Here is a 23,998-nt window from a genome sequence, read left to right on the forward strand (position 1 = left end):
GTGCGGGAAGGTGTGACTGACGCTCAGACCCTGTTCTCCCATTATCGTCAGGTCAGAAACCCGAATCCGGCATTCACACCGCGAGAAGGGAAAAAGACGCTGCCGTTCTGTCGTAAGCTGATGGCGAAAGCCGAAGGCTTCACGTCCCGTTTTGATTTTTCCGTCCACGTGGCCTTCGTGCGCTCGCTGGGCAAGCGTCATCGCATGCCGCCGGTGCTGCGCCGCCGTGCCATCGACGCGCTGCTGCAGGGGCTGTGCTTCCACTATGACCCGCTGGCCAACCGTGTACAGCGCTCCATCACAAATCTTGCCATCGAGTGCGGTCTGGCCACCGAGTCAAAAAGTGGCAATCTGTCCATCACCCGTGCCACACGGGCGCTGAAGTTTATGGCGGAGCTGGGGCTGATTACCTACCAGACCGAGTATGATCCGCAGATTGGCTGCAACATCCCGACTGATATCACCTTTACGCCGGCACTGTTCTCTGCGCTCGACGTCTCTGACGTTGCTGTTGTGGCCGCACGCCGCAGCCGCGTCGAATGGGAAAATCAGCAGCGTAAGAAGCAGAACCTGAAGCCACTGGAGATGGACGAGCTGATAGCGAAGGCCTGGCGTTTTGTGCGCGAACGGTTCCGCAGTTACCAGTCCGAGCGTAAGCTACATGGCCTGAAACGCGCCCGTGCACGTCGTGACTCGGACAGAACCCGTAAGGACATTGTGACACTGGTGAAGCAACAGCTGACGCGGGAATACGCCAGCGGGCGATTCACCGGCGGTCTTGATGCCATGAAGCGGGAGCTGGAGCGCCGCGTGAAAGAGCGCATGCTGATGTCGCGTGGTAACAACTACACGCGGCTGGCCACAGTCCCCATATAACCCTAACTGACTGAAAAATCCGGCTGGCGCCGGAGGGTTTCGCACGTCTGCAGCTCCCGGCTGACGGTTTTCTGCACGAAAGGACGGCCGTCCTTCCTGACATTCACCCCATTCCGCCATCAGAATGGCCAGAAATTGCATCAGAGTGGCCACATCTGGTCGCCAGATTCAGTTATCCACAAATAACTGCAAGGGAACTTTCTATAAAGCTACAACCGTTATGCTTACAGAGCGCCAGGCGAAGTAATTTCAAAGTGCGTGGTTTCCTTTAAAAACCTGCTCTGTACTTCTTTTAAATATCCTTTTGTTATTCTTATAAATACATAACCTATTCGTCGCCTGACCTGTGGACAGGCTCCTGAGAATGCCCGCCCTTGCAGCGGACTCACGTCCGCGCCGGTTCGGCAACTACCTCAAGTAGCTCCCGTCGCTATGCGACGGGCCCCAACCGTACTCATAGTTACAACATACGAAGTGTTTCCTCAAAAACACCAACAGTGCCGATCTGAACTATCTCAGCCCCTACCCACCACTGAAAAGCGAAGCCGCCCCGGGCCAAAGGCCCGGAACAACATCGCTTTTAATGCTGGATGATGTAACTAAACATTTGAGTGGCTGCCAGTAACATCGCGCAAGTTCTCAGTACAGCCCCCGGGCACCGGCTTTGCCGGCGCCACGGCTCCGGAAATCACGCCCTGTACGTCGCAAGCGCCGTACAGCCCGCTCACCGGAGTTAAAAGGGCTTAATGAAACCACATCATGGCTATGAGCGGGTTATGGCTTAGCAGGGCGAAGGGACGGATTGGTGGAACCTATCAACAGCGTAACCGGCTGCGCCGGGCTACGGCGCCATTAACCACGGTTATCTTGTCAACTTCTGAGGGCGCCTCTATGCGCCTTTGGCGCATTCTAGGAATGCCTGCGCGCTGCTCGGCATTCTTAACTTGGATATGTAGCTACGTTTTGGGATACGTTTGCCCCGGCGCCATTTCAGTCGCCAGACGGAAAAACAGTAGCAGACCTGCTATCTGAAAGCCAAAATGAAGAGTGAGTGTGGCTGCACTAGCGCTCGTCAGATAGGGTGACGGTTTTCTCTCGTAGGTAATTACGGTCGATACCATTCTCCAGCATGGCACGAAATGATATTAAAAAAAACGCTCCGGGCAGGAGCGTAAGCCAGTGACTTCGGCGTCAAATGAGGGTCTAACAAGTGGAGCTGCGGGTTAATTCTGGGTGATCTGACTGCGATGCTTATCAGCCTGCTGCTGGTGAACAACGGAAGACTGACCATTATTCGCCTTTTCATGCACAACAGCGGCTTTTTCATGTTCGTTCATTTCAGAAAATGACTTTGCTGTTTCGTTGGTGGCTCCTGATTTTCCTTTCATCATTTTTTTATGCATTTCCGCCATGCCCTGGTGGGCAGAAGCGTTGCCGTTTTGCATCATTTCATGGGACATGGCAGCCTGATCGTGCCCACTCATATCCATCATCGTCATACTGTCTCCCTGAATAGCGCTTTTTTCAGCGGTTGACTGCATCTGATGAGCAGGTGCCTGGGCATTATTTACCTGGTCATGCATGTTCATTGTCTCTGCAGCCATGGCGGTTGAAGTGACAGCCATAATGGCAGCAAATGATACAAGGATCTTTTTCATGGTTGGGTCTCCGGTGTTTTCATCCCCCAACAATCAAAACGGCTTATAACAGAGAAAGCATTTGATCACAGGGCGGGTTATTCATCACTCCAGGAACCCGGTGATTGCGTTATCACCCTGCTCCTGATTTATGAAAGATTATAAAAAACCGTCTCTGTTTCTCGCGTGACTGAATGATGACATTTTTGTCACCTTCCATATTTTTTCTGAATAACGGTATTAACCTCTTAACAGACGTACATTGAATACAATTTCCCGCCCCTGCTGTACTGCTGACAGGTCGCCGCCATGAGCGTGAATGATCGACCTCGTAATTGACAATCCCAGACCCGCGCCTTCTGTGTTGTGGACCCTCGATGAGTCTGCACGATAGAACCGATCAAACAAACGTTCCAGATTAGCGGGAACCGGGCCAGACATTTTATTTGTAATCATCACGTTCACACAGTCACTGTCACGCTCAAGGCGTATCGCTGTACAGGTGTTATCGGGAGAATACTTGATTGCATTGGAAAGCAGGTTACTGAAAGCACGTCGCAGCATATCGCTGTCTCCGGCAACAACACCCTCTCCTTCAACCGTGATTGTCTTTCCTGTTTCGTCAGCCAGGGGCTCGAATAACTCACGTAATTCATTCAGTTCGGCGGCCAGATCCACATCATGTTTATCCAGCTGCAGCAGACCATGCTCTGAACGTGCCAGAAAAAGCATGTCACTGGTCATTCGGGACAACCTTTTCAGTTCTTCCAGGTTAGCGAATAAAATTTCACGGTAATGCGAAACATCCCTTTCCTTAGCCAGTGCAAACTGCGTCTGCATCATCAGATTACTGACCGGTGTGCGCAGCTCATGCGCGATGTCAGACGAGAAATCTGACAGTTTCCGGAATGAACCCTCCAGGCGATCGAACATGTTATTGAATTCCTGCATGGTCTCAGAGATTTCCGGCGGAGCCAAATCGGGATTAAGACGCTGATCCAGGCTATGTACGGTCATGGAGGAAGCCAGACTGGTCATTTCCCGTAACGGTTTCAGACCAATACGTGTGGTCAGCCAGCCCAGAAAAATAGAAATAAAGACCAGACCGATATTGAACCAGAACAGCCAGGTACTGAGCTTATCCATAAACAGGGTGTGATACCCGGTATCCGTGGCAACCGTAATGATGAAATGTTTGCTTTTACCCTGTTCCGGCGTCACGGCAACCCGCCGCGAGATACTGCGGTACACGGTGTTATTTTCTTCCGTCTGGATCATATAGTCGAGAATATCCCCCGACTTATTAAGCAGGATCGCTGGAACAACAGAATTTTTGGCATACAGTTCCACAATTTTTTCATTTTCCATATTTTTTATAGAAATGAATAAGCCATAGTGCCCCACCATCGCATCGTTTATTTTTTCTGATAATGACTTAATATCCGTTTTGTTCCTGAACGTCTCTGTTTTAAGAAACTCTTCGGTGAGCTGAAGTTTACCAGTCAGAAAATCGCGATCCTGATTATCGAAATAGCCATTAAGGGTGCTAATCAGGATAAAACTTGATAACCACCATACCGTAAGCATCACTGCAGAAAAAATCAGGCTCAGGCGAGTGGTCAGGGAAATTTTGAACCTCACTCTTCTCTGATCTCCAGGACATATCCGGCACCGCGAACGGTATGGATCAGTTTTGGTTCAAAGTCATCATCAATTTTACTTCTCAGACGTCTCACGGCGACATCAATCACATTCGTATCACTGTCAAAGTTCATATTCCAGACCAGGGACGAGATAAGACTCCTGGGTAACACTTCTCCGGTGCGTTGCAACAGCAACTCAAGCAGAACGTATTCTTTACCGGTGAGATGGATCTTCTTCCCCGAACGGATCACGGTTCGGCGCACCATATCAACGGTCATATCGGCGATGGTGCAAACCGTTGCGGACTGCGAGCGTGCCCGCCGCAGTAAGGTTCTTACACGTGCAACCAGCTCCGTAAAATCGAAGGGCTTAATCAGGTAGTCATCTGCACCAAGCTCCAGTCCTTTCACTTTGTCCCGCACGTTGTCTTTTGCGGTTAAAAACAGGACCGGTTCTTCGTGCCCGGACTTCCTCAGTGCGCTGATGATTTGCCACCCGTCGAGGAAAGGCAGCATCACGTCCAGTATTATCAAATCATACTGTCCCTTCTGCGCGGCCCCGAGACCATCGCGGCCATTATTAAAGAGATCGGCCTGATAGCCTTCCTCAACCAGTCCCTGCTGCAGGTAACGACCTGTTTTTTGTTCGTCTTCAACGATTAAAATACGCTGCATGGTCAACTCGCTGATATGAAAGTAAAAATCTCACGCGTGAGCGTTAGTTGTCCCTTAGCTGACCTGAGACGGAGCAAGCATTCCGAGCCACGCTACGGCGCCCAGAATGATAATCGCAACAACGAATTCTGTCAGGATGCTGTTTCGCATCAGGGCAACGCTGCGATCATAATTCCCTTCCCTGACCATAACTTCAAGCCGGGGACCCAGGTGAAACCGGTTTGCTGCAGCCAGAAGAAGCATCAGAACAAACAGAGCCGTCTTAGCAAGCAATATTCCCCCCCAGGAGCTGTTGAATAAGGGGGTTAAGTTACCTTCAGCAATATACAGATAGTTGACCATCGCACTCAGGATCAGGGCTACAACAATCACCGTACCTGCCGTGGCAAATTTTGCCAGGGAGTCAGATATCACAATGACGCTCTGTGCATTATGCGCGTTTCTGCGCATCAGCAGGATAGCAAATGCAACCAGAGCACCTGTCCAGGCACCTGCAGCGCCGAGATGAGTCAGATCGCTCAGTAAATGGAGATAGTAATGCAGACCGTCATGCATGACGGCGTGTCCTCCCCAGGCAAGTGTAGCCAGCGCCACGCCCCCACTCATCGTCATCAGCAGGCAGGACAATAGTCTCTTGTTAGTGTAAAGGAACAAAGCACCGAGAGTGGTAAACAGTGCACAGAGTCTGACAATCCAGCTAATACCTACATCAGTTTCTTCTATAACCATCTCGATAATATGGATGGATAATTCCCTGAGATCAGTTACTCCGCTCATGGCATTAGATACAAGGATCATATTAATGCCAGTAAGAATGATGCCTGCAACAACAGCAAAGGTTATAAACGACCTGAAATTAGTCAGGTTATACGTTTCATGTCTGACACCACTTAATCCATATATCTGAAAAAATGGCAATCCAAATATTACCATCAAATCAAGATAAAGAAGAAAACGAATAACAATCATCATCAGGTCGTTCATAATATTACTTCACTGTAAAGGTGTAATTACCGGTAATAGGGTGCGTATCTGAAGAAACCGCGCGCCAGTCAACACGATAAGTGCCAGCGGGTAAAGGTTCTCGCGGAATAATGACCATCGATTTAGGGTCAGCGCCTGGTGCCACTTTTGCCGCGACCGGCATCGGAGAATGTGATGACATACCTTTCATACCCGTCATCGTTAATTTTGCACCTGAGAATTTCACGGTCAGATCTTCCGAGAAATTAAGCTGAATCTTATCCGGGGCCGCTACGGCCGAATCAGCCTGTGGCACAGAGCTTTTTAATTCCGGATGGGCCATAGCAGAAAAAGCGACGCCCATAACCAGGCCACCTGTAAGAATGGCTTTATGTAAAATCGACATATTATTTACCTGTTTAGTTTAGTGTTTTAAGTCAACGCATTAAAACCAGATTCTGGCTCCCGCCAGGAATACTACCTGATGGTCTTTCTCACCCTCTCTTTTCGCCATATCGGACGTTTTCCCGTAAAGCTGATTCCAGGAGACGCCTATATAGGGTGCAAACTCACGGCGTATTTCGTAGCGCAGCCGAAGGCCCAGCTCTGTGTCAGCTAATCCTCTGCCGCGCTCCCGCGATTCATCATCCTGACTGTAGAGATTTACCTCATAGGATGGCTGGAGTATGAGCCGGTTAGTCAGTAAAACGTCGTATTCTCCCCCCAGACGGAGGGCTGCTTTTCCGTCATTACTGACAAAAGCCGTAATTTCAGACTCAAAATTATAGAGCGCGAGCCCCTGAAAACCGACAGCAGCCCAGGTCTGGGCTGAAGCAGGTCTGAAATCCTGTCTTACACCCGCAACCAAATCCCACCAGGGGCCAACCGCATGCCCCCAGAGTAGCTGGGCTTCTGCCATCTCCGTTTTCCCCCCGCTTCGTTCGCCTTCACTCTTTAGCCAGAGCCGGTCAGTGTCGCCGCCAATCCAGCTGTTAACACTCCAGCTGAAATTATTGGTGTTATCCGACCGTTGCCATTCCAGTTGATCCAGCAAGACCAGATAATTAATCGCACTGTCGTGAATCGCATGCCCCGGTAAATTGCCGAATGCAGCCTTCCGGTCGGCATCGGTAACAGGCGGAATTGGCGTTCTGCTCTCAGTTACAATGGGCTCCATTGACGTCATCTCAGTGAAATTCTCATCTACCGGCATCTGCATGGAAGACATGTCGTGCCCGGCATGAGGATCTGCAGAGACGGAGCCCGCCGCAATAGAAAACGGTGAGGTAAACAAACCAGCGACCAGAACAGTTATGGCCTTAAAACTTCTCTTCATTCGCATCATTCCTCCACCCGGACTTCACGAAACATTCCCATTTCCATGTGATAGAGCAAATGGCAGTGATACGCCCAGCGGCCAAGCGCATCTGCTGTCACTCTGTAACTGCGTTTTGTACCAGGGGGAATATCTATTGTGTGTTTACGAACCATGAAATTACCGTTTTCATCTTCCAGATCGCTCCACATACCATGCAGGTGAATGGGGTGAGTCATCATGGTATCGTTGACCAGAGTGATCCTGAGTCGCTCACCGTATTTCAGCAGCACCGGTGCGGCATCTGAAAACTTGATTCCGTTAAATGACCAGGCAAACTTTTCCATGTGACCGGTTAAATGCAGTTCTATGGTGCGGCCAGGTTCACGTCCGTCAGGATCCTCAAAGCGGCTTTTCAAATCCGCGTACGTGAGAACCTTTCTTCCGTTATTTCGAAGACCAATACCCGGATCGTTTAATTTCGGAGAGACGCTCATCGCCTGCATATCAACCAGTGGGTTACCCGTTTCTGACGCAGGATGACTTTGCATACCCGGCATTCCGGCCATCTGGGAATGATCCATACCAGTCATGCTGCTGTGATCCATGGGCGCGGAGGATGTCCCGCTATCCGCAAGCTCAGCACCGTCCATAGACATCATCTCTCCGCTGTTATTCATGCCACCCATCTGGCTGTGGTCCATTCCTGCCATATCATGCCCCATTCCTCCCATACCCATATCTTCCATGGTCAACAGAGGACGTGGATCCAGGGCGGGAACGGCAGCACTTAACCCCTCTCTCGTGGCCAGTGTCCCCCGAGCGTAGCCGGTCCTGTCCATGGATTGTGCGAAGATGGTATAGGCCTCACCCTGAGGCTCCACAATGACATCATAGGTTTCGGCAACGGCAATCCTGAATTCGTCAACGGTAACCGGGTTTACATACTGGCCATCTGCAGCCACGACCGTCATTTTCAGCCCGGGGATGCGGATATCGAAATAGGTCATTGCCGAACCGTTGATAAACCGTAAGCGTATCTTTTCACCGGGACGGAACAGCCCGGTCCAGTTTTTCAGCGGGGCCTGACCGTTCATGAGATAGGTGTAGGTGTAGCCACTGACATCCGCGAGGTCAGTCGGATTCATTTTCATTTCAGCCCACATTTTCCGATCGGCAATAGTGGCTGACAGCCCCCTGGTATTCACGTCGCGGAAAAAAGAGCCAATGGTTGGTTTATTGAAATTGTAGTAATCCGACTGTTTTTTTAATTTTTTCAGAAGACTGTGAGGATTTTCATCGGTCCAGTCAGACAACATGACCACGTGCTCACGATCGTAAGCAAACGGTTCCGGCTCCCTGGCATCGATGATAATGGCACCGTATACCCCCTCCTGTTCCTGCAGACCGGAATGGCTGTGGTACCAGTAAGTCCCGTTCTGCTTAACCTTAAAGGTGTAAACGTAGGTATCATCAGGCTCTATGCCCCTAAAACTCAGCCCCGGAACACCATCCATATTGGCTGGAAGAATAATGCCGTGCCAGTGAATGGACGTCTGTTCATTAAGACGGTTCTTGACCTTCAGGGTAATGGTGTCACCTTCTTTCCAGCGAAGTACGGGCCCCGGCAGGCCTCCATTGATTGTTTTGGCCTGACGCTCACTGCCAGTGATATTGACGGCCGTTTCACCAATGGTCAGGTCAAACTGAGTACCCTGCAGGGATGCGGCAACTGGCAGGCTCAGACTGGAACGCGCATTGAAACTCCATACGCCAAGACTTCCGGCTACGCCAGAGAGGGTTAATCCCTTCAGGAAAGTTCGTCGAGACGTTTTCAACAGCATGCGCGTTCCCTTATTTAAAGTATGGTTACTGACAAAGTTCGAGAACCGATTTAAATTAAATTTCTGGTTCATCCTCTTACAATGAAATGAAGCTAGCACACCTTAAGAAACAAATTCATTACAATCGTGTAATGTACGTAGCTGTATTACATTTACGTCATCTTCACCACAGGTTGATTATTTTTATATATGATCGTGATGACATCTTTTATGTACCTAAGAAGGTAATCACACATGAATATATTAATCACTACCACTGCGTTTGCAGCTTTATTTTGTGGGGCAGTTTTTGCCAAGTCCAGTGATATTGCCCATGAAGCACATCGATTCGTGAATAATGCCTCAGCCGTCAGTCATGTTAATTCCTCGACGCATGAAAACTTGCCGGGCAGGATTAATAAAAACAGCACGCCATCATTCTCTGAAATGAATGAACATGAAAGGGCCATTGTTGCGCATTCATTTATGAACAACAGCGCGTCCTATGCACATCAAAAAATGATTGAGGAACATAAAAAAATGCTGATCGGGAGTGATGCAAATTCAGAGACATCATCTTCTTCTTTTAACGAACTGAATGCCGGAGAGAAAGCTGCCCTCGTGCATGAGCAGGTCAATAATGCCGCTGCGGAAGCTCATCAGACGCAGGCAAGAAAGCTTCGTGGGCTGTATTCGTCCAGGTAAAGGCAGGTGGGTTAGTGCTTAGCGTCAGGTGCGCAGCAGGGTTTCACTGACGGGTTACGTCGCAGGACATGAGCTTCATATTGCTCTGCCGTAACCTGTTTCAGACCCGTTAATCATCACCGCCGGGCTGGTCATACACTTCCCAGAGCTTCAGGAGCAAACGGGAAACAAGATATGTTACAAAAATGACGACCATCAACGGTGCTCCCGATTAACTGGCAGATGACACGCCTCCTGAAAACCCCTAGCATACGCCGCAGTGTTCATGCTAACGGCGAATTCCAGTAAATGTATTCTACCGATGTCGTAAAAGAAAATGCTTACCTTTCAGCCACCCGCTCTGGGCTGGAATCTAGCGAGATCGCTATCCTTCAGCGCTCTTTGCCTTCCCGGTTCGATCTGCGGCACTTACAAAAGAATGAATCATTAAAACTCGTACTGCAAAAAAAAGCGGGAAAATCACGTGTAGTGGCTTATAAATTTACGTCCGGCTCATTTAATTACACGGCGTATCGTATATCAGACAAAAAGTTCTATAATCTTTCCGATACTTCCGGGAAAGGCAGTCTCGATTATCCATTACCAGCCACAGCAAGACTCAGTTCACCTTTCAATCCTGCAAGACTTAACCCGGTATCGGGAAAAGTGAGTCCCCATAATGGCATTGATTACTCCATGCCCATGAACACGAAAATAGTCAGCGTCATCGACGGAAAAATCACCCGGGCCGAATACAACAGTACCATGGGATATTTTGTTGAAGTAACGGGAAAAGCCGGTGTTAAAACTCGCTATCTCCACCTCAATAAAATACTCGTTACTAAAGGGGCCAGAGTTACCCGGGGAGGTGCTATTGCGTTATCCGGTAACAGCGGACGTTCATCCGGTCCTCATTTACATTACGAGCTGGTGATCAATAACAATCCTGTTAACTCACTGGCGTTCCGGGCATCGGCACCCGCTGATAACAAACTCGAACAGCATGCCTTTGCGCATGCCAGAGACTACGAACGATACCTGGACTGATAACGGGACCGCGACGCGGCCCCGTTTGCCGGATTAATTTTTTTTATCGTTTTCACTTCCGTGATGTTGATGATCTCCATGCCCTCCGTGGCCGTGGAAAAGATGCATTAGCGGGCAGACCAGCAATAACAGATATGGCCAGTAACCTGCCACATGTGACCAGTGTTCTCGCAGGAGGGCAAATACCGCGATCGCGGCGACAGCAATAAGCGCATAGGTGGTACTTTTCATACTGGACTCCTTCTGTTCGTAACAACCCCTTCACCAGTGTTATTTCCCGAGCCTGACACTTTTCAGACGCAACGCATTCACAATGACGCTGACGGAAGAAAGAGCCATGGCCGCCGCCGCAATAACTGGCGACAGCAGTATTCCATACACAGGATAAAGCAGGCCTGCAGCCACAGGCACACCAAGTGCGTTGTAGATAAATGCAAAAAACAGATTCTGTCGGATATTTTTCATTGTGATCTCTGACAAATGACGGGCCCTGTTCAGTATCATCAGGTCGCCTTTGAGAAGGGTGACTCCGGCACTTTCAATTGCCACATCTGTACCCGTTCCCATGGCTATACCCACGTCAGCCGCTGCCAGCGCCGGGGCATCATTCACACCGTCTCCGGCCATCGCAACCACATGGCCAGACTCTTTCAGTCGGGTTATCACTGCTTTTTTGCCATCCGGCAGAATCCCGGCTTCAACATCCTCTATTCCCAGTTTTCGTGCGACGGCTTCAGCTGTTAGCTGGTTATCCCCGGTGAGCATAACAATGCGGATCCCCGCCTGACGCAACGCTTTAAGTGCATCCGGTGTGGTTGCTTTCACGGGATCCGAAATAGCTATCAGGCCTGCAAGGTCCCCGTCCGTTGCCACATAGATAACGGTAGCGCCTTCCATCCGCAACGTATCCGCAACGGCCTTTTGATTATCAATAACGATACTGTTTTCCTGCATAACCAGTTCATTACCAATAACAACCCGTTGACCTTCGACATCGCCTGTGACACCTTTACCCGACGGCGCATCGAAATGAGTGACTGCGGGTATTGCGATCCCCTTTTCCTGTGCTGCTTTAACTACTGCCATACCCAGCGGATGCTGCGAGCCTTTTTCCACTGCGGCCGTTACACGCAAAAGAGATGTTTCCCCACCCGGACTGAGACTGATAATTCCTGTCACCGTAGGTGAACCTTCCGTGAGCGTGCCTGTTTTGTCGACAACCAGCGTGTCCACTTTTTCAAGACGCTCAAGGGCTTCGGCATTTTTGATTAACACCCCGGCCTGGGCTCCTTTGCCCACCCCCACCATTATTGACATCGGCGTGGCCAGCCCCAGCGCGCAGGGACAGGCAATAATCAGGACCGACACAGCCGCAATCAGACCGTGCGCCATCCTGGGCTCGGGCCCCCAGACAGACCAGATCACGAAAGCAACAACCGCGATAAGTATCACCAGAGGAACAAACCAGCCTGAAACGCTGTCAGCCATTCTCTGGATGGGGGCTCGCGAACGCTGTGCATCAGCGACCATCTGAACAATTCGTGAGAGCATCGTTTCATCACCGACTTTCTCTGCACGGATGATAAGACTACCTGTCTGATTAATCGTCCCCCCAATGACAGGGGCACCCTCCGTTTTGGTAACCGGCATAGACTCCCCGGTCACCATCGATTCATCAACGGTTGTTGTGCCTTCGACCACGATACCGTCGACCGGAATACTCTCACCAGGTCTGATGCGGAGCTTATCGCCAGGCAGGACATCTTCCGCATTAATATCCGTTTCATGACCGTCATGGTCCAGCCGCCTGGCGGTTTTGGGGGCAAGGTTCAGAAGCGCAGTAATGGCACCTGAGGTTTGTTCCCGTGCCCGCAGCTCAAGAACCTGTCCCAGCAGTACAAGCACCGTAATTACTGCCGCGGCTTCAAAATAAACGGCCACCAGGCCATCCATGTTTCTGAACGATGCAGGAAACCAGGAGGGGAAGACAGTTGCAATGACGCTGTAAACCCAGGCTACGCCGGTCCCCATAGCAACAAGGGTAAACATATTCAGGGAACGGTTACGTAACGACATCCCGGCCCGGGCGAAAAATGGCCAGCCACACCACAACACAACAGGAGAGGCCAGAAGCAGCTGCAGCCATGTGTTGTACTGTGGCGATACTGTATTTCTCAAGGCGGGAAACAGATGAGATCCCATTTCGAGTATCAGAACCGGAAACGCCAACAACAACCCCAGCCAGAAGCGTCTTGTCATGTCGCGAAGTTCATCACTCGGCCCCGTGGATGCCGTGGCTACGAGTGGTTCCAGTGCCATTCCACAGACAGGACAGCTTCCGGGACCACGACGGCGTATCTCCGGGTGCATCGGGCATGTCCACACACCTTCAGAAATATCGTTCTCCGCCTGGTGGTGAGGCTGTTTTATCTGATCAGGGATGACCTCGTGGTGATGGTGGTGATGGGAATGTTCACCGGCATCTTCGGTAAGATAATGATCGGGATGAGCTGTAAATTTGCTCTCACAGCTGGCGGAGCAGAAATAAAGCTGATGCTCCTGGTATCGAATGCTGCTGTGCGCCTTATCGGGCAGGAATGCCATCCCGCACACGGGATCTCTCACCTTATGCAATACGTGACTCTCGTCCGGGGATAATGTCTGTTCAGAAGCAGTCTGGTTATTGTGTTGCACTGCATTGTCATTTTTCACAGTAACTCTCCTTATGCAAACCTGAAGCGTCTTCTGTATTCAGGGTATGTCATGGATGCGATTACCACGAATGTCGCCGGCACAGGAGTGCCTGCTACCGGCGTCCCGTTATCAGCCGTTCCGCTGACTATTCGATTCGCTGGAAGACTTTTTTACTGCCCTCCGGAGAGAATGCGATAACATCGTAAGCCTCTTTACGGGCCCCCATCTCCATTCCCGGGCTTCCCGCAGGCATGCCGGGGGTGGCAAGGCCATAAATCCCTGAACCAGACTGCATTGCCTTATGTATCGTGGCTGCAGGCACATGACCTTCAATGATCAAATTACCAGTAACTGCGGTGTGACAGCTTCTCAGCTCAGCAGGAACAGCATATTTTTCTTTCAGGGCTGACAGAGCCTGATCATCCATGACGTGGGTCCGTACCTCAAACCCGTCCTTTTCCATCGCCTTGCCCCACAGGGAACAGCAACCACAGTTTTCAGACTTGTACATGTCTATTACTTTTTCACCTGCCATTGCCGGAAGTGAAAGGCCAAAAGCCAGGGTCATTAAAATTATTTTTTTCATACTCACCTCTGTATGTTATCGATATAAACCCTGACGTCAGGGTGAATTTATGCAAAAGGACACCCGCAGGGGTGCCCTTTCAGGGTTATGACACGCTCTTTTTATGTCTGCGCAGCCAGATGAGTTTATAGGCGGCAGGAATAATGAACAGGGACAGCAGCGGAGCTGTGATCATCCCGCCAATCATGGGGGCCGCGATACGGCTCATGACTTCTGAACCTGCGCCGGTACCCCAGAGTATTGGCAGCAGACCCGCGATGATCACCGCCACGGTCATGGCTTTCGGCCGGACACGCAGCACGGCACCATGATAAAGGGCTTCATCAAGACCTTCCGGTGTGAACGTCTCTTTGCTTGACAATTCCGGATGCGCTTCAATGGCATGACGCAGATACATGAGCATGACCACGCCAAACTCTGCCGCCACACCGGCCAGGGCGATAAACCCGGTTCCGGTTGCGACTGACATATGGAAGCCTTGCCAGTACAGGAACCATATCCCGCCAACCAGGGCGAACGGCAGACTCATCAGGATCAGCAACGCTTCATCAACCCGGCGGAACGCCAGATACAACAGAATGAAAATGATCATCACCGTCATCGGCACCATCAACTTCAGTTTCTTGTTGGCATGCTCAAGTAGTTCAAATTGTCCGGAGAATGACACGCTGGTACCCGGTTTCAGTTTCACTTTCTGACTGATAGCCGTCTTAATGTCATTGACCACCGACACCATATCCCTGTCTCGCGCATCGATATATATCCAGCTGGCTGGTCGGGCATTTTCTGTTTTCAGCATGGTTGGTCCGGAAACCACTTTAACGTCAGCGACATCACCCAGCGTGATTTGTTGCTTCATTGGCGTCAGGATTGGCATTTGTTTCAGAGCCAGAGGGCTATTCCGGTAATCCTGTGGGTAACGGATATTGATCGGGTATCGGGCCACTCCTTCAACGGTTTCACCTACCATCGCTCCTCCTATAGCTGAGGAGACAAACAGTTGTACATCACCAACCGTCATACCGTAACGGGACGCTTTTTCCCGGTTGATATCGATATCAATGTAGCGTCCGCCCTCCAGACGTTCTGCCAGAGCAGACACCACACCCGGTACTGTTTTGGCTACAGATTCAATATCCTGAGCTGTTGCATCAATATCAGAAAGAACAGTTCCTGAAACCTTTATACCGATTGGACTTTTGATTCCGGTAGAGAGCATATCAATACGGTTACGGATTGGCGGAACCCAGAGATTAGCCAGACCGGGTAAACGTACTGTTTTGTCAAGTTCATCAATAATCTTGTCAATCGTCATTCCGGGCCGCCACTGATCCTCTGGTTTCAGTTGAATAGTGGTTTCCACCATTTCGAGTGGTGCGGAGTCCGTTGCAGTCTCAGCCTTACCGGTCTTGCCAAAAACAGAGGCCACTTCTGGTACTGATTTGATTAACTTGTCCGTGGTCTGTAAGAGCTCAGCGGCCTCAGCCGGAGACACACCAGGCAAGGTTGATGGCATATACAGCAGATCACCCTCATTGATTTTCGGCAGAAACTCGCCGCCAACCTTACTCAGGGGCCAAATAACCGTGAAGATGGATAAAACTGCAACCAGTAGCGTTGTTTTTGGCCAGTGGAGAACCCGCAGCAGCAATGGATGATACGCTTTGATTAGCACCCGGTTCAGGGGGTTACTGGTCTCGGCAGGAATTTTCCCCCGTATCCAGAATCCCATCAGGATCGGAATAACGATGATGGCCAGCGCGGCCGCTCCCGCCATGGAGTACGTTTTCGTGAATGCTAACGGACCAAACAGGCGTCCCTCCTGACCTTCCAGGGTAAAGATAGGAATAAAGGACAGGGTGATGATCAGCAGGCTGATAAAGAGTGCGGGTCCCACTTCCACAGAGGCGTCGGTAATTACTTTCCAGCGGGTGGCGTTGTCAATCTGCTCACCCGGATGCTGGTGATCCCATTCCTCAAGCCGTTTATGCGCATTTTCAATCATCACAATGGCGGCATCCACCATCGCGCCGACGGCAATCGCTATCCCTCCCAACGACATAATATTGGCGTTCAGTCCCTGGAAGTGCATGACGATAAAGGCGATACACAGGCCAAGTGGCAGAGAAATAATTGCTACCAGTGCAGAGCGGACATGCCAGAGGAACAGAGCACAGACGATTGCAACAACGATAAACTCTTCGAGGAGTTTATGACTCAGATTGTCAATTGACCGGTCGATTAACTGGCTGCGATCGTAGGTGGTCACGATTTCGACCCCCTCAGGCAGGCTGGCCTTCAGCGTTTCCAGTTTGTCCTTTACTGCAGTGATAACTTCACGCGCATTTTTACCCGACCGCAGGATCACCACGCCGCCGGCAACTTCTCCCTGACCGTTCAGCTCTGCTATCCCGCGTCGCATTTCCGGCCCGATCTGTACGCGAGCGACATCACGCAGATAAACCGGCACACCGTTCTCGCCCGTTTTCAGGACGATATTATTAAAATCATCAATAGACTGAAGATACCCGCTGGCCCGGACCATGTACTCTGCTTCTGCCATTTCAACGGATGAACCACCGGCCTCCTGGTTAGACGATCCAAGAGCCTGTTTAACTTCGGGAAGACTGACACCATACTGTGCTAGTTTTTCTGGATTAACCTGGATCTGATACTGCTTAACCACACCACCAACGGATGCTACCTCTGCGACATTGGGGATAGTCTTCAGTTCATATTTCAGGAACCAGTCCTGTAGGGAGCGAAGTTCTGAAATATCGTGTTTTCCGCTTTTATCGACCAGAGCATATTCAAATATCCAGCCCACCCCCGTGGCATCAGGTCCAATTTCGGAGCTCACACCTGCAGGAAGTTTTCCCTGAACCTGATTCAGGTATTCCAGCACTCGTGAACGGGCCCAGTACAGGTCGGTTCCGTCTTCAAAAATGACATACACATACGAATCACCAAACTGAGAAAATCCGCGAACGGTTTTTGCGCCAGGTACGGACAGCATGGTGGTGGTAAGCGGATAGGTGACCTGGTTCTCTACAATCTGTGGAGCCTGTCCTGGATAACTGGTTTTAATAATGACCTGCACATCTGACAGGTCAGGCAGGGCATCCACCGGTGTGTTAATAATCGTCCACGTTCCCCAGATGCTGAGAAACAGGGCACCCATCATGACCAGGAAACGGTTGGCGACAGAGCGCCGGATAATCCATTCAATCATCGTCGTCTCCTCAGTGCCCTGAATGCATATTTACAGGCTGCTCAGACATGGCTGGCATACTGTTTTCTGTTTTTTCAGGGTGGCGCATACGTTCCAGCGCGCCCGTAATATTGGCTTCGGAGTCAATGAGGAACAGGCCACTGACCACCACGGTATCGCCTTCATTAAGGCCGGAGCTAATGCCGGACTGTTGCTGTGATTCATGCAGAACGTGGATCTGTTTCGGCACAAACTTGCCTTCATCATCAACAGTAATCACGCGCTGTTCTTTGCCGGTATCGATAACGGCCTGGCTTGGTATCAGCAGCATCTCCTGGCTTTGGGTATTCAGTTTGAGATAGGCATTCATGCCCGGCTTGAGAAACTCATCCTTATTAGAAACCTGGAGACGGACCTGAAGCGTGCGGGTTGTCTGATCCACGCTGGGAAGAATGTTCCATTTTTCGACATGGAATGTTTTATCCGGATAAGCCGGTACCGAAATTTCAAACTGCGACGTATCTTTCAGCAGATAGGCGATAGATTCTGGCACTGCAGCGCTGATCCAGACCGGGTCCATCCCCTGAATCTGAGCCACCACCTTATCTTTCGAAATATTCATGCCGGTGCGCAGGTCAAATGCAGTAATGACACCATCAATAGGTGCTTTAATGGTAAAACGGGTCTGGATTGTGCGGGTTGAACGCAGCCTTTGAATATCCTCTTCCGGCATACCGGCCAGGCGAAGACGTTCAAGAACGCCTCTGGTTTGCGTTGGCGTTCCACCTGTACCGGATAATAGGAGATACTCACTTTGTGCCTCAACCCATTCAGGAATGGTGATATCGATAAGCGGAGTGCCTTTCTTCACATGATCGCCAATCGTCAGGGGATACACTTTTTCGACAAATCCGTCAGAGCGCGCCTGCACAATGACAAACTGATACTCGTTGTAACTGACATTAGCCGGGATGGTCTGAGAATAATTCAGCATTCCCCGCGTGACCTTTTGCGTTTTTAATCCCAGGTTCTGAACCTGCGTTGGATCAATACGGATCCCGCCACTGCTTTTTTCGCCGCTTTCATCAGCATATTTCGGCACAAGGTCCATATCCATAAAAGGCGATTTTCCGGGTTTATCAAATTTGGTATCCGGTTTCATCGGGTCATACCAGAAAAGTACCTTTTTCTCCGGTGCCTTTTGTTCTGCTGGTACTGTTTTTTGTGATGAGTTTAAATACTGCCAGGCAGTAACTGATATCAGCCCTCCTGCTATGAGGCTGCTGATAATTATTGCAGCATATTTTATCTTTAAAGAAGCCATACTATTTCTCGCTGAAAAATCAAAACACCTGGCATATGCGCCCGATTATTCATTCACAGTAATCCCATAATGAATGTTCAGGCGCACTGGATGTATTCGCTCCGGACTGTTAATCAGGATTGCGTAACGTTAATGCTTTTGAGCAAGGAGATATTGCCCTGCTGAATAAATGAAAAATCAACATGGCTACCAATTTTCAGCGCTTTGATACTTACATCAGCATTAACAAAAGTGAAACGCATGGTCATTGCAGGCCAGCCCACTGCAGGGATGGCTTCGTGAGAAATAGTAATTTTTTTACTTTTTAGATCAATGTCTTTAACGACACCGGTGCCCTTGATAACCTGTTGTACCGAGGCATCACTGGCAGTGTTCATATCACCATGCTGATGTGCTTCAGCATGAAGGCCGGCAGAAAACATGACAGAGACAGCACCAAATAAAACGGCTTTAAGTGAGTTACGCATTTTTAATTTCCTGATTAATTGAATAAATTTACTCTACCCAACCGCCACCCAGTGCGGTGAACAGATTAATTTCGTTAACCTGTCGGGAATAGGTAAGGTCGAGAATGGCTTGCTGCGTAGTGAACAGCGAGCGCTCTGCATCCAGCACTTCGATGTAACTGACTGCACCACTTGAATATAATCCCCGGGCCCGCTGGAGGGTTATCTGGAGTGAATTAAGATAACGCTGCTGTGCCTCGAGTTGCTGGCTAAGACTATCGCGCAGTGCAAGCGTGTCGGAAACATCCTTAAAGGCCGACTGAATTTTTTGTTCGTAATTAACCACTGACTGTTGCTGGCGAATTTCAGCCAGCTTCAGATTGGCTTTGTTTCTGCCGGCATTGAAAATAGGAATTTCAATTTTAGGGATAAAATTCCACATTCCGCTTCCTGACGTAAAGAGGCTGGACAACTCCGTACTGCTTGCGGAAAGGCCACTGGTCAGGGTAATGGACGGGAAAAAGGCCGCTCGCGCTGCGCCAATATTGGCATCAGCCGCTTTTAGCTGGTATTCCGCTTCCATGATATCCGGGCGTTGTAGTAAAATTTGCGAGGACAGATTTGGTGGCAGTTTTACTGGGGCGATATCCCCGTCTTTCATCCCTTTTTCTGACGGAACTGCGCGGTACGTTCCCAGCACCAGTTGCAGGGCATTGTTTGCCTGAGCCAGATCGCCTTCTCGTTTGGCTATTTCGGCGCGGGTACTTTCGATTTGCCCCCTGGCTTGTTCAAGCGCCAGAACGTTCGTACTCCCGGTCACCAGTTGTTGCTCAACGAATGCATAAGACTGTTCATAATTTTTCAGCGTTTCCCGCGCAATACGGAGTTGTTCGTACGCCAGTTGCTGGCTGAAATAGCTCTGTGAAACGTTGGAGACCAGCAGGATGTGTACGGCACGACGGGCTTCTTCGCTGGCAAAGTAGTTCTGGCGGTCAGCATCACTCATATTCTTAAGCTTGCCGAAAAAATCGAGCTCATAGCTGAGCTCCAGACCCGCGTCGTACTCCTGTGTGGTCGGCTTGTCACCTTTCAGACCACCGCTGTATGTGATCCCGGATGAGGCATTCAGTTGGGGATAACGATCTGCATCCGTGACGTTGAACTGGGCCCGGGCCTCTTCAACCTTCAGGGCAGCCATTCTCAAATCACGGTTATTATTCAGGGCTTCACCGATCAGCCTGCTGACCTGGGGATCGACAAAAAAGTTTCGCCAGCCCGTATCCTGATAGCTGTTTACCGCAGGCGTCAGACTGTTTTTAGACAATGAAAACTGCTGGGGAACCGGAGCTGGCGGACGCTGATATTCAGGTGCCAGAGAAACACAACCTGCCAGGATGAATATGGTACTGATGCTAAGTAATTTTAATTTGAACATAACGCTTCTCGTACAGGCAGACCTGGTAAATGGTTCAAACGAAGTCCAGAGTATTGATAGGGATACTTTACCGAACGCTCTCTGTTTGCCGGGTGACAGGATAATGACAATGTTGTCATTTTTGCTGTAATCCGTTGATAACGATCGTGGGCGCAATAAAATGACATTAGCAGCCAGCCGGGGAGCATGATGAAAATATTAATCGTTGAAGACGAAATTAAAACAGGTGAATATCTCAGCAAGGGGCTGACAGAGGCGGGGTTCGTCGTGGATCACGCTGATAATGGTCTGACCGGATATCATCTTGCCATGACAGCCGAGTATGATTTAGTCATCCTGGATATCATGCTGCCTGATGTAAACGGCTGGGATATCATCCGTATGCTGCGCAGTGCCGGAAAGGGGATGCCGGTATTACTGCTGACGGCCCTTGGCACGATTGAACACAGGGTCAAAGGACTTGAGCTGGGTGCGGATGATTATCTGGTGAAGCCCTTTGCGTTTGCTGAACTGCTCGCCCGGGTAAGAACCCTCCTCAGGCGGGGAAACACGATGATCACGGAAAGCCAGCTTAAAGTGGCTGACCTCTCGGTTGATCTCGTATCCAGAAAAGTCAGCCGCGGCGGGAACCGCATTGTGCTCACCAGTAAAGAGTTCAGCCTGCTGGAATTCTTCATTCGCCATCAGGGAGAAGTGTTACCCCGCTCCCTGATTGCCTCCCAGGTCTGGGACATGAATTTTGACAGCGACACTAACGCGATTGATGTCGCAGTAAAGCGACTCCGCGCTAAAATTGACAACGATTACGAGACAAAACTGATCCAGACAGTGCGGGGCGTGGGCTACATGCTGGAGATCCCGGATGCATAGCAAACCGTCCAGACGACCTTTCTCACTCGCTCTGCGGCTGACCTTTTTTATCAGCCTGTCCACAATACTGGCGTTTATCGCCTTCACCTGGTTTATGCTGCATTCTGTTGATAAGCATTTTGCCGAGCAGGATGTCAGCGATCTGCAACAAATCAGCACCACACTAAACCGTATCCTGCAGTCTCCGGTTGATCCGGATGAAAAGAAAATAAGCAAAATAAAGGAATCGATCGCCAGCTACCGTAACGTTGCTCTTTTGCTACTTAATCCCCGGGGAGAGGTGCTGTACAGCTCTGTGCAGGGGGCTGCTTTACGCTCTGCTGTGAATTCAGCCGATTTTAGCGAGCATAGCCGTGCACGTGATGTCTTTCTCTGGACGGTGGAGGATCCTGCGGGACCGATGGATACCGGATCCGGAATGAAGATGGAAACATACAGAATTATCGCCTCCTCTGGTCAGGCGATATTTCAGGGCAAACAGCAGAACTATGTCATGCTGACTGGCCTCTCCATTAATTTCCATCTCCATTACCTCGATGCGCTGAAAAAAAATCTGATTGCGATCGCTGTCGTGATAAGTCTGCTAATTGTTCTGATCATTCGCATTGCTGTCCGTCAGGGGCACCTGCCACTTCGTAATGTCAGCAATGCCATTAAAAACATCACCTCCGAGAATCTTGATGCTCGGCTGGAACCGACACGCGTTCCCATTGAGCTGGAGCAGTTGGTTATCTCGTTCAATCATATGATTGGAAAGATTGAGGATGTTTTTACCCGCCAGGCCAATTTCTCTGCCGATATCGCGCACGAGATCAGAACACCCATCACCAATCTGGTGACGCAGACTGAAATCGCTCTGAGTCAGGATCGAACCCAGAAGGAACTTGAGGATGTCCTCTATTCCAGCCTTGAAGAGTATAACCGGATGACAAAAATGGTCAGCGACATGCTGTTCCTGGCGCAGGCGGACAATAATCAGCTGATACCTGACAGGGTTCGGTTTGACCTCAGAGCGGAAGTCATGAAAGTCTTCGAGTTTTTCGAAGCCTGGGCCGAAGAACGAAATATCACGCTCAAATTTAACGGGATGCCCTGCCTGGTTGAGGGAGATCCACAAATGTTCAGAAGAGCGATCAATAATCTGTTATCCAATGCCCTGCGTTATACCCCAGAGGGACAGGCAATCACCGTCTCAATAAGAGAGCAGGAGAGCTTTTTTGACCTTGTGATTGAAAATCCGGGGAAACCAATCCCTGAGGAGCATTTATCAAGGCTGTTTGATCGTTTTTATCGGGTGGATCCGTCCAGACAACGAAAAGGAGAAGGCAGTGGCATCGGCCTTGCGATTGTGAAGTCAATCGTGGAAGCACATCACGGAAGAGTGCAGGTGGAATCGGACGTACGCTCAACTCGTTTTATCTTATCCGTACCCAGACTGGAGAAACTGATTCCGGATACCCAATACTGAGAATAAGATTTAAATGACAAAGATGTCATTAGCCTGTCATGCAGCAAACAGAAGCCATTCGATATAATTAGTGCAACTTATCAGGAAGGCTGGATTGCTTCATCAATACCCGGCGTCAGAGTACGCCAGGAAATGAATATCCAGTCCTCTCCCGGAGAAATAAACACTGCCGAACCTGTTTCTGTTATGGAACTGAAAACGTCGGTTGTACTTCCCCGGACATCACTAATTCAGAAATGGAGATTTATCATGAAAAATATCGTATTAGCATCCTTGCTGGGCTTTGGTTTAATTTCTTCGGCCTGGGCCACTGAAACCGTGAATATCCATGAGCGGGTCAACAATGCACAGGCTCCTGCTCACCAGATGCAGTCTGCTGCGGCTCCTGTCGGGATCCAGGGGACTGCTCCTCGTATGGCCGGTATGGACCAGCATGAACAGGCCATTATTGCTCATGAAACCATGACGAACGGGTCGGCGGATGCGCACCAGAAAATGGTTGAAAGTCATCAGAGGATGATGGGAAGTCAGACCGTTTCCCCTACCGGGCCGTCAACGTCATTCGCGGCGATGAATGAGCATGAAAGAGCTGCAGTTGCCCATGAATTTATGAATAACGGTCAGTCCGGCCCACATGAGGCCATGGCCGAAGCACACCGCCGCATGATCAGTGCTGGCTGAATGCAACAGTAGTATCCGTGCAATTACCCTTTCCTTGATAGATTATTCCTTAACCGGATATGTTGTGACATTTTTGCCCCCATCTGGGGGCTTTTTTATCTGACTCAGCTATAATTAACCGGTACCTACCTGACAAGGATTTATTTAATGAAAATCAAAAACACCTTTTTTGTAATATTAATGTTATCCCTGCCAGCCATTTCCGCTGAGCATTCGGACATGAAAATGTCAGATATGACCTCCTCAGCATCGTCACAGGAATATATGGCTGGCATGAAAGACATGCATGACAAAATGATGGCCGCCGTTAATGAGCCCGACCCCGACAAGGCCTTTGCAAAAGGTATGATCGCACACCATGAAGGAGCAATCGCAATGGCGGAAACTGAGCTCAAATACGGAAAAGATCCGGAAATGAGAAAGCTCGCGCAGGATATCATTAAAGCTCAAAAAGGTGAAATTGAGCAGATGAATAAATGGCTTGGCAATCAAAAATAATGGTTGCGGAAATATGATATTGTGCGTACAGTCAGAGTGTTCCCGGGCACGGGAGCCTGTTAATCGTTAATTAATCAAAACCCGATTCATCTCGGGTTTTTCCTTTTAAATCTACCAACGTT

The 23,998-nt window shown here is 49.8% G+C and carries 21 protein-coding genes; 7 read left to right on the forward strand and 14 right to left on the reverse strand.

Annotation, left to right across the window (positions count from 1 at the left end):
- Window positions 1-876 carry an incFII family plasmid replication initiator RepA gene (repA, locus tag HV261_RS26135; RefSeq protein ID WP_202039860.1) on the forward strand — a complete coding sequence of 292 codons (876 nt, stop codon included), beginning with the start codon at window positions 1-3 and terminating at the stop codon, window positions 874-876.
- Window positions 877-2,099: 1,223 nt separating this feature from the next.
- Here the strand turns inward: repA and HV261_RS26140 are convergent.
- The 7 genes from HV261_RS26140 to pcoA form a co-directional block, all read right to left on the reverse strand.
- Window positions 2,100-2,534: a PcoE/SilE family metal-binding protein gene (locus tag HV261_RS26140; protein WP_202039861.1), complete on the reverse strand. Its 435-nt coding sequence runs from the start codon at window positions 2,532-2,534 to the stop codon at window positions 2,100-2,102.
- A gap of 219 nt (window positions 2,535-2,753) precedes the next feature.
- Window positions 2,754-4,154 carry a copper resistance membrane spanning protein PcoS gene (pcoS, locus tag HV261_RS26145; protein WP_202039862.1) on the reverse strand — a complete coding sequence of 467 codons (1,401 nt, stop codon included), beginning with the start codon at window positions 4,152-4,154 and terminating at the stop codon, window positions 2,754-2,756.
- Window positions 4,151-4,831 carry a copper response regulator transcription factor PcoR gene (gene pcoR, locus HV261_RS26150; RefSeq protein WP_202039863.1) on the reverse strand — a complete coding sequence of 227 codons (681 nt, stop codon included), beginning with the start codon at window positions 4,829-4,831 and terminating at the stop codon, window positions 4,151-4,153. Before pcoR ends, pcoS begins: the two co-directional genes overlap by 4 nt.
- Window positions 4,832-4,885: 54 nt before the next feature.
- Entirely contained in the window at window positions 4,886-5,764 is an 879-nt protein-coding gene (pcoD, locus tag HV261_RS26155) for a copper resistance inner membrane protein PcoD (protein ID WP_326929183.1), read from the reverse strand.
- Between the two features lie 55 nt (window positions 5,765-5,819).
- Window positions 5,820-6,200, reverse strand: coding sequence for a copper resistance system metallochaperone PcoC (gene pcoC / locus HV261_RS26160; protein WP_032662224.1), 381 nt, complete (start codon window positions 6,198-6,200; stop codon window positions 5,820-5,822).
- Between the two features lie 39 nt (window positions 6,201-6,239).
- Window positions 6,240-7,130, reverse strand: coding sequence for a copper resistance protein B (locus HV261_RS26165; protein WP_202039865.1), 891 nt, complete (start codon window positions 7,128-7,130; stop codon window positions 6,240-6,242).
- 5 nt (window positions 7,131-7,135) lie between these two features.
- Window positions 7,136-8,953 carry a multicopper oxidase PcoA gene (pcoA, locus tag HV261_RS26170; protein ID WP_032662218.1) on the reverse strand — a complete coding sequence of 606 codons (1,818 nt, stop codon included), beginning with the start codon at window positions 8,951-8,953 and terminating at the stop codon, window positions 7,136-7,138.
- 234 nt (window positions 8,954-9,187) lie between these two features.
- On the opposite strand from pcoA, the gene HV261_RS26175 reads away from it, so the two are divergent.
- Window positions 9,188-9,637, forward strand: a complete 450-nt coding sequence (locus HV261_RS26175) for a PcoE/SilE family metal-binding protein (protein ID WP_202039866.1) — start codon at window positions 9,188-9,190, stop codon at window positions 9,635-9,637.
- Window positions 9,638-9,925: 288 nt separating this feature from the next.
- Window positions 9,926-10,663: a peptidoglycan DD-metalloendopeptidase family protein gene (locus HV261_RS26180; protein WP_202039867.1), complete on the forward strand. Its 738-nt coding sequence runs from the start codon at window positions 9,926-9,928 to the stop codon at window positions 10,661-10,663.
- Between the two features lie 33 nt (window positions 10,664-10,696).
- Here the strand turns inward: HV261_RS26180 and HV261_RS26185 are convergent, their stop codons facing one another.
- The 7 genes from HV261_RS26185 to silC form a co-directional block, all read right to left on the reverse strand.
- Window positions 10,697-10,894 (reverse strand): DUF2933 domain-containing protein, encoded by a 198-nt coding sequence (locus HV261_RS26185; protein ID WP_202039868.1) that lies wholly within the window; start codon window positions 10,892-10,894, stop codon window positions 10,697-10,699.
- A gap of 39 nt (window positions 10,895-10,933) precedes the next feature.
- A complete protein-coding gene (gene silP, locus HV261_RS26190; protein ID WP_202039869.1) occupies window positions 10,934-13,375 on the reverse strand; it encodes an Ag(+)-translocating P-type ATPase SilP in 2,442 nt (813 codons plus the stop codon).
- 127 nt (window positions 13,376-13,502) lie between these two features.
- Window positions 13,503-13,943, reverse strand: coding sequence for a DUF411 domain-containing protein (locus HV261_RS26195; RefSeq protein WP_202039870.1), 441 nt, complete (start codon window positions 13,941-13,943; stop codon window positions 13,503-13,505).
- Window positions 13,944-14,028: 85 nt separating this feature from the next.
- On the reverse strand, window positions 14,029-17,175 hold the full coding sequence (gene silA / locus HV261_RS26200) for a Cu(+)/Ag(+) efflux RND transporter permease subunit SilA (protein ID WP_202039871.1): 3,147 nt from the start codon (window positions 17,173-17,175) through the stop codon (window positions 14,029-14,031).
- A 10-nt stretch (window positions 17,176-17,185) separates the two neighbouring features.
- Entirely contained in the window at window positions 17,186-18,478 is a 1,293-nt protein-coding gene (gene silB, locus HV261_RS26205; RefSeq protein WP_202039872.1) for a Cu(+)/Ag(+) efflux RND transporter periplasmic adaptor subunit SilB, read from the reverse strand.
- A 113-nt stretch (window positions 18,479-18,591) separates the two neighbouring features.
- Window positions 18,592-18,945, reverse strand: a complete 354-nt coding sequence (locus tag HV261_RS26210; RefSeq protein ID WP_202039873.1) for a cation efflux system protein CusF — start codon at window positions 18,943-18,945, stop codon at window positions 18,592-18,594.
- Between the two features lie 28 nt (window positions 18,946-18,973).
- Complete coding sequence (gene silC / locus HV261_RS26215; RefSeq protein WP_202039874.1) at window positions 18,974-20,359, reverse strand: Cu(+)/Ag(+) efflux RND transporter outer membrane channel SilC; 1,386 nt, start codon at window positions 20,357-20,359, stop codon at window positions 18,974-18,976.
- Window positions 20,360-20,548: 189 nt separating this feature from the next.
- Here silC and silR point away from each other — a divergent pair, with 189 nt between their 5' ends.
- The 4 genes from silR (at window position 20,549) to copM (ending at window position 23,876) form a co-directional block, all read left to right on the forward strand.
- Window positions 20,549-21,229, forward strand: a complete 681-nt coding sequence (gene silR, locus HV261_RS26220; protein ID WP_202039884.1) for a copper/silver response regulator transcription factor SilR — start codon at window positions 20,549-20,551, stop codon at window positions 21,227-21,229.
- Entirely contained in the window at window positions 21,222-22,697 is a 1,476-nt protein-coding gene (gene silS, locus HV261_RS26225; protein WP_202039875.1) for a copper/silver sensor histidine kinase SilS, read from the forward strand. Before silR ends, silS begins: the two co-directional genes overlap by 8 nt.
- 249 nt (window positions 22,698-22,946) lie before the next feature.
- Complete coding sequence (gene silE / locus HV261_RS26230; RefSeq protein ID WP_202039876.1) at window positions 22,947-23,378, forward strand: silver-binding protein SilE; 432 nt, start codon at window positions 22,947-22,949, stop codon at window positions 23,376-23,378.
- Between the two features lie 147 nt (window positions 23,379-23,525).
- The gene (gene copM / locus HV261_RS26235) at window positions 23,526-23,876 is read left to right on the forward strand and encodes a CopM family metallochaperone (RefSeq protein WP_202039877.1); all 351 of its coding nucleotides are present in this window, start codon (window positions 23,526-23,528) and stop codon (window positions 23,874-23,876) included.
- Window positions 23,877-23,998: the final 122 nt, after the last annotated feature.

It is taken from the genome of Citrobacter sp. RHBSTW-00671, assembly GCF_014103415.1.
Classification (GTDB): domain Bacteria; phylum Pseudomonadota; class Gammaproteobacteria; order Enterobacterales; family Enterobacteriaceae; genus Citrobacter.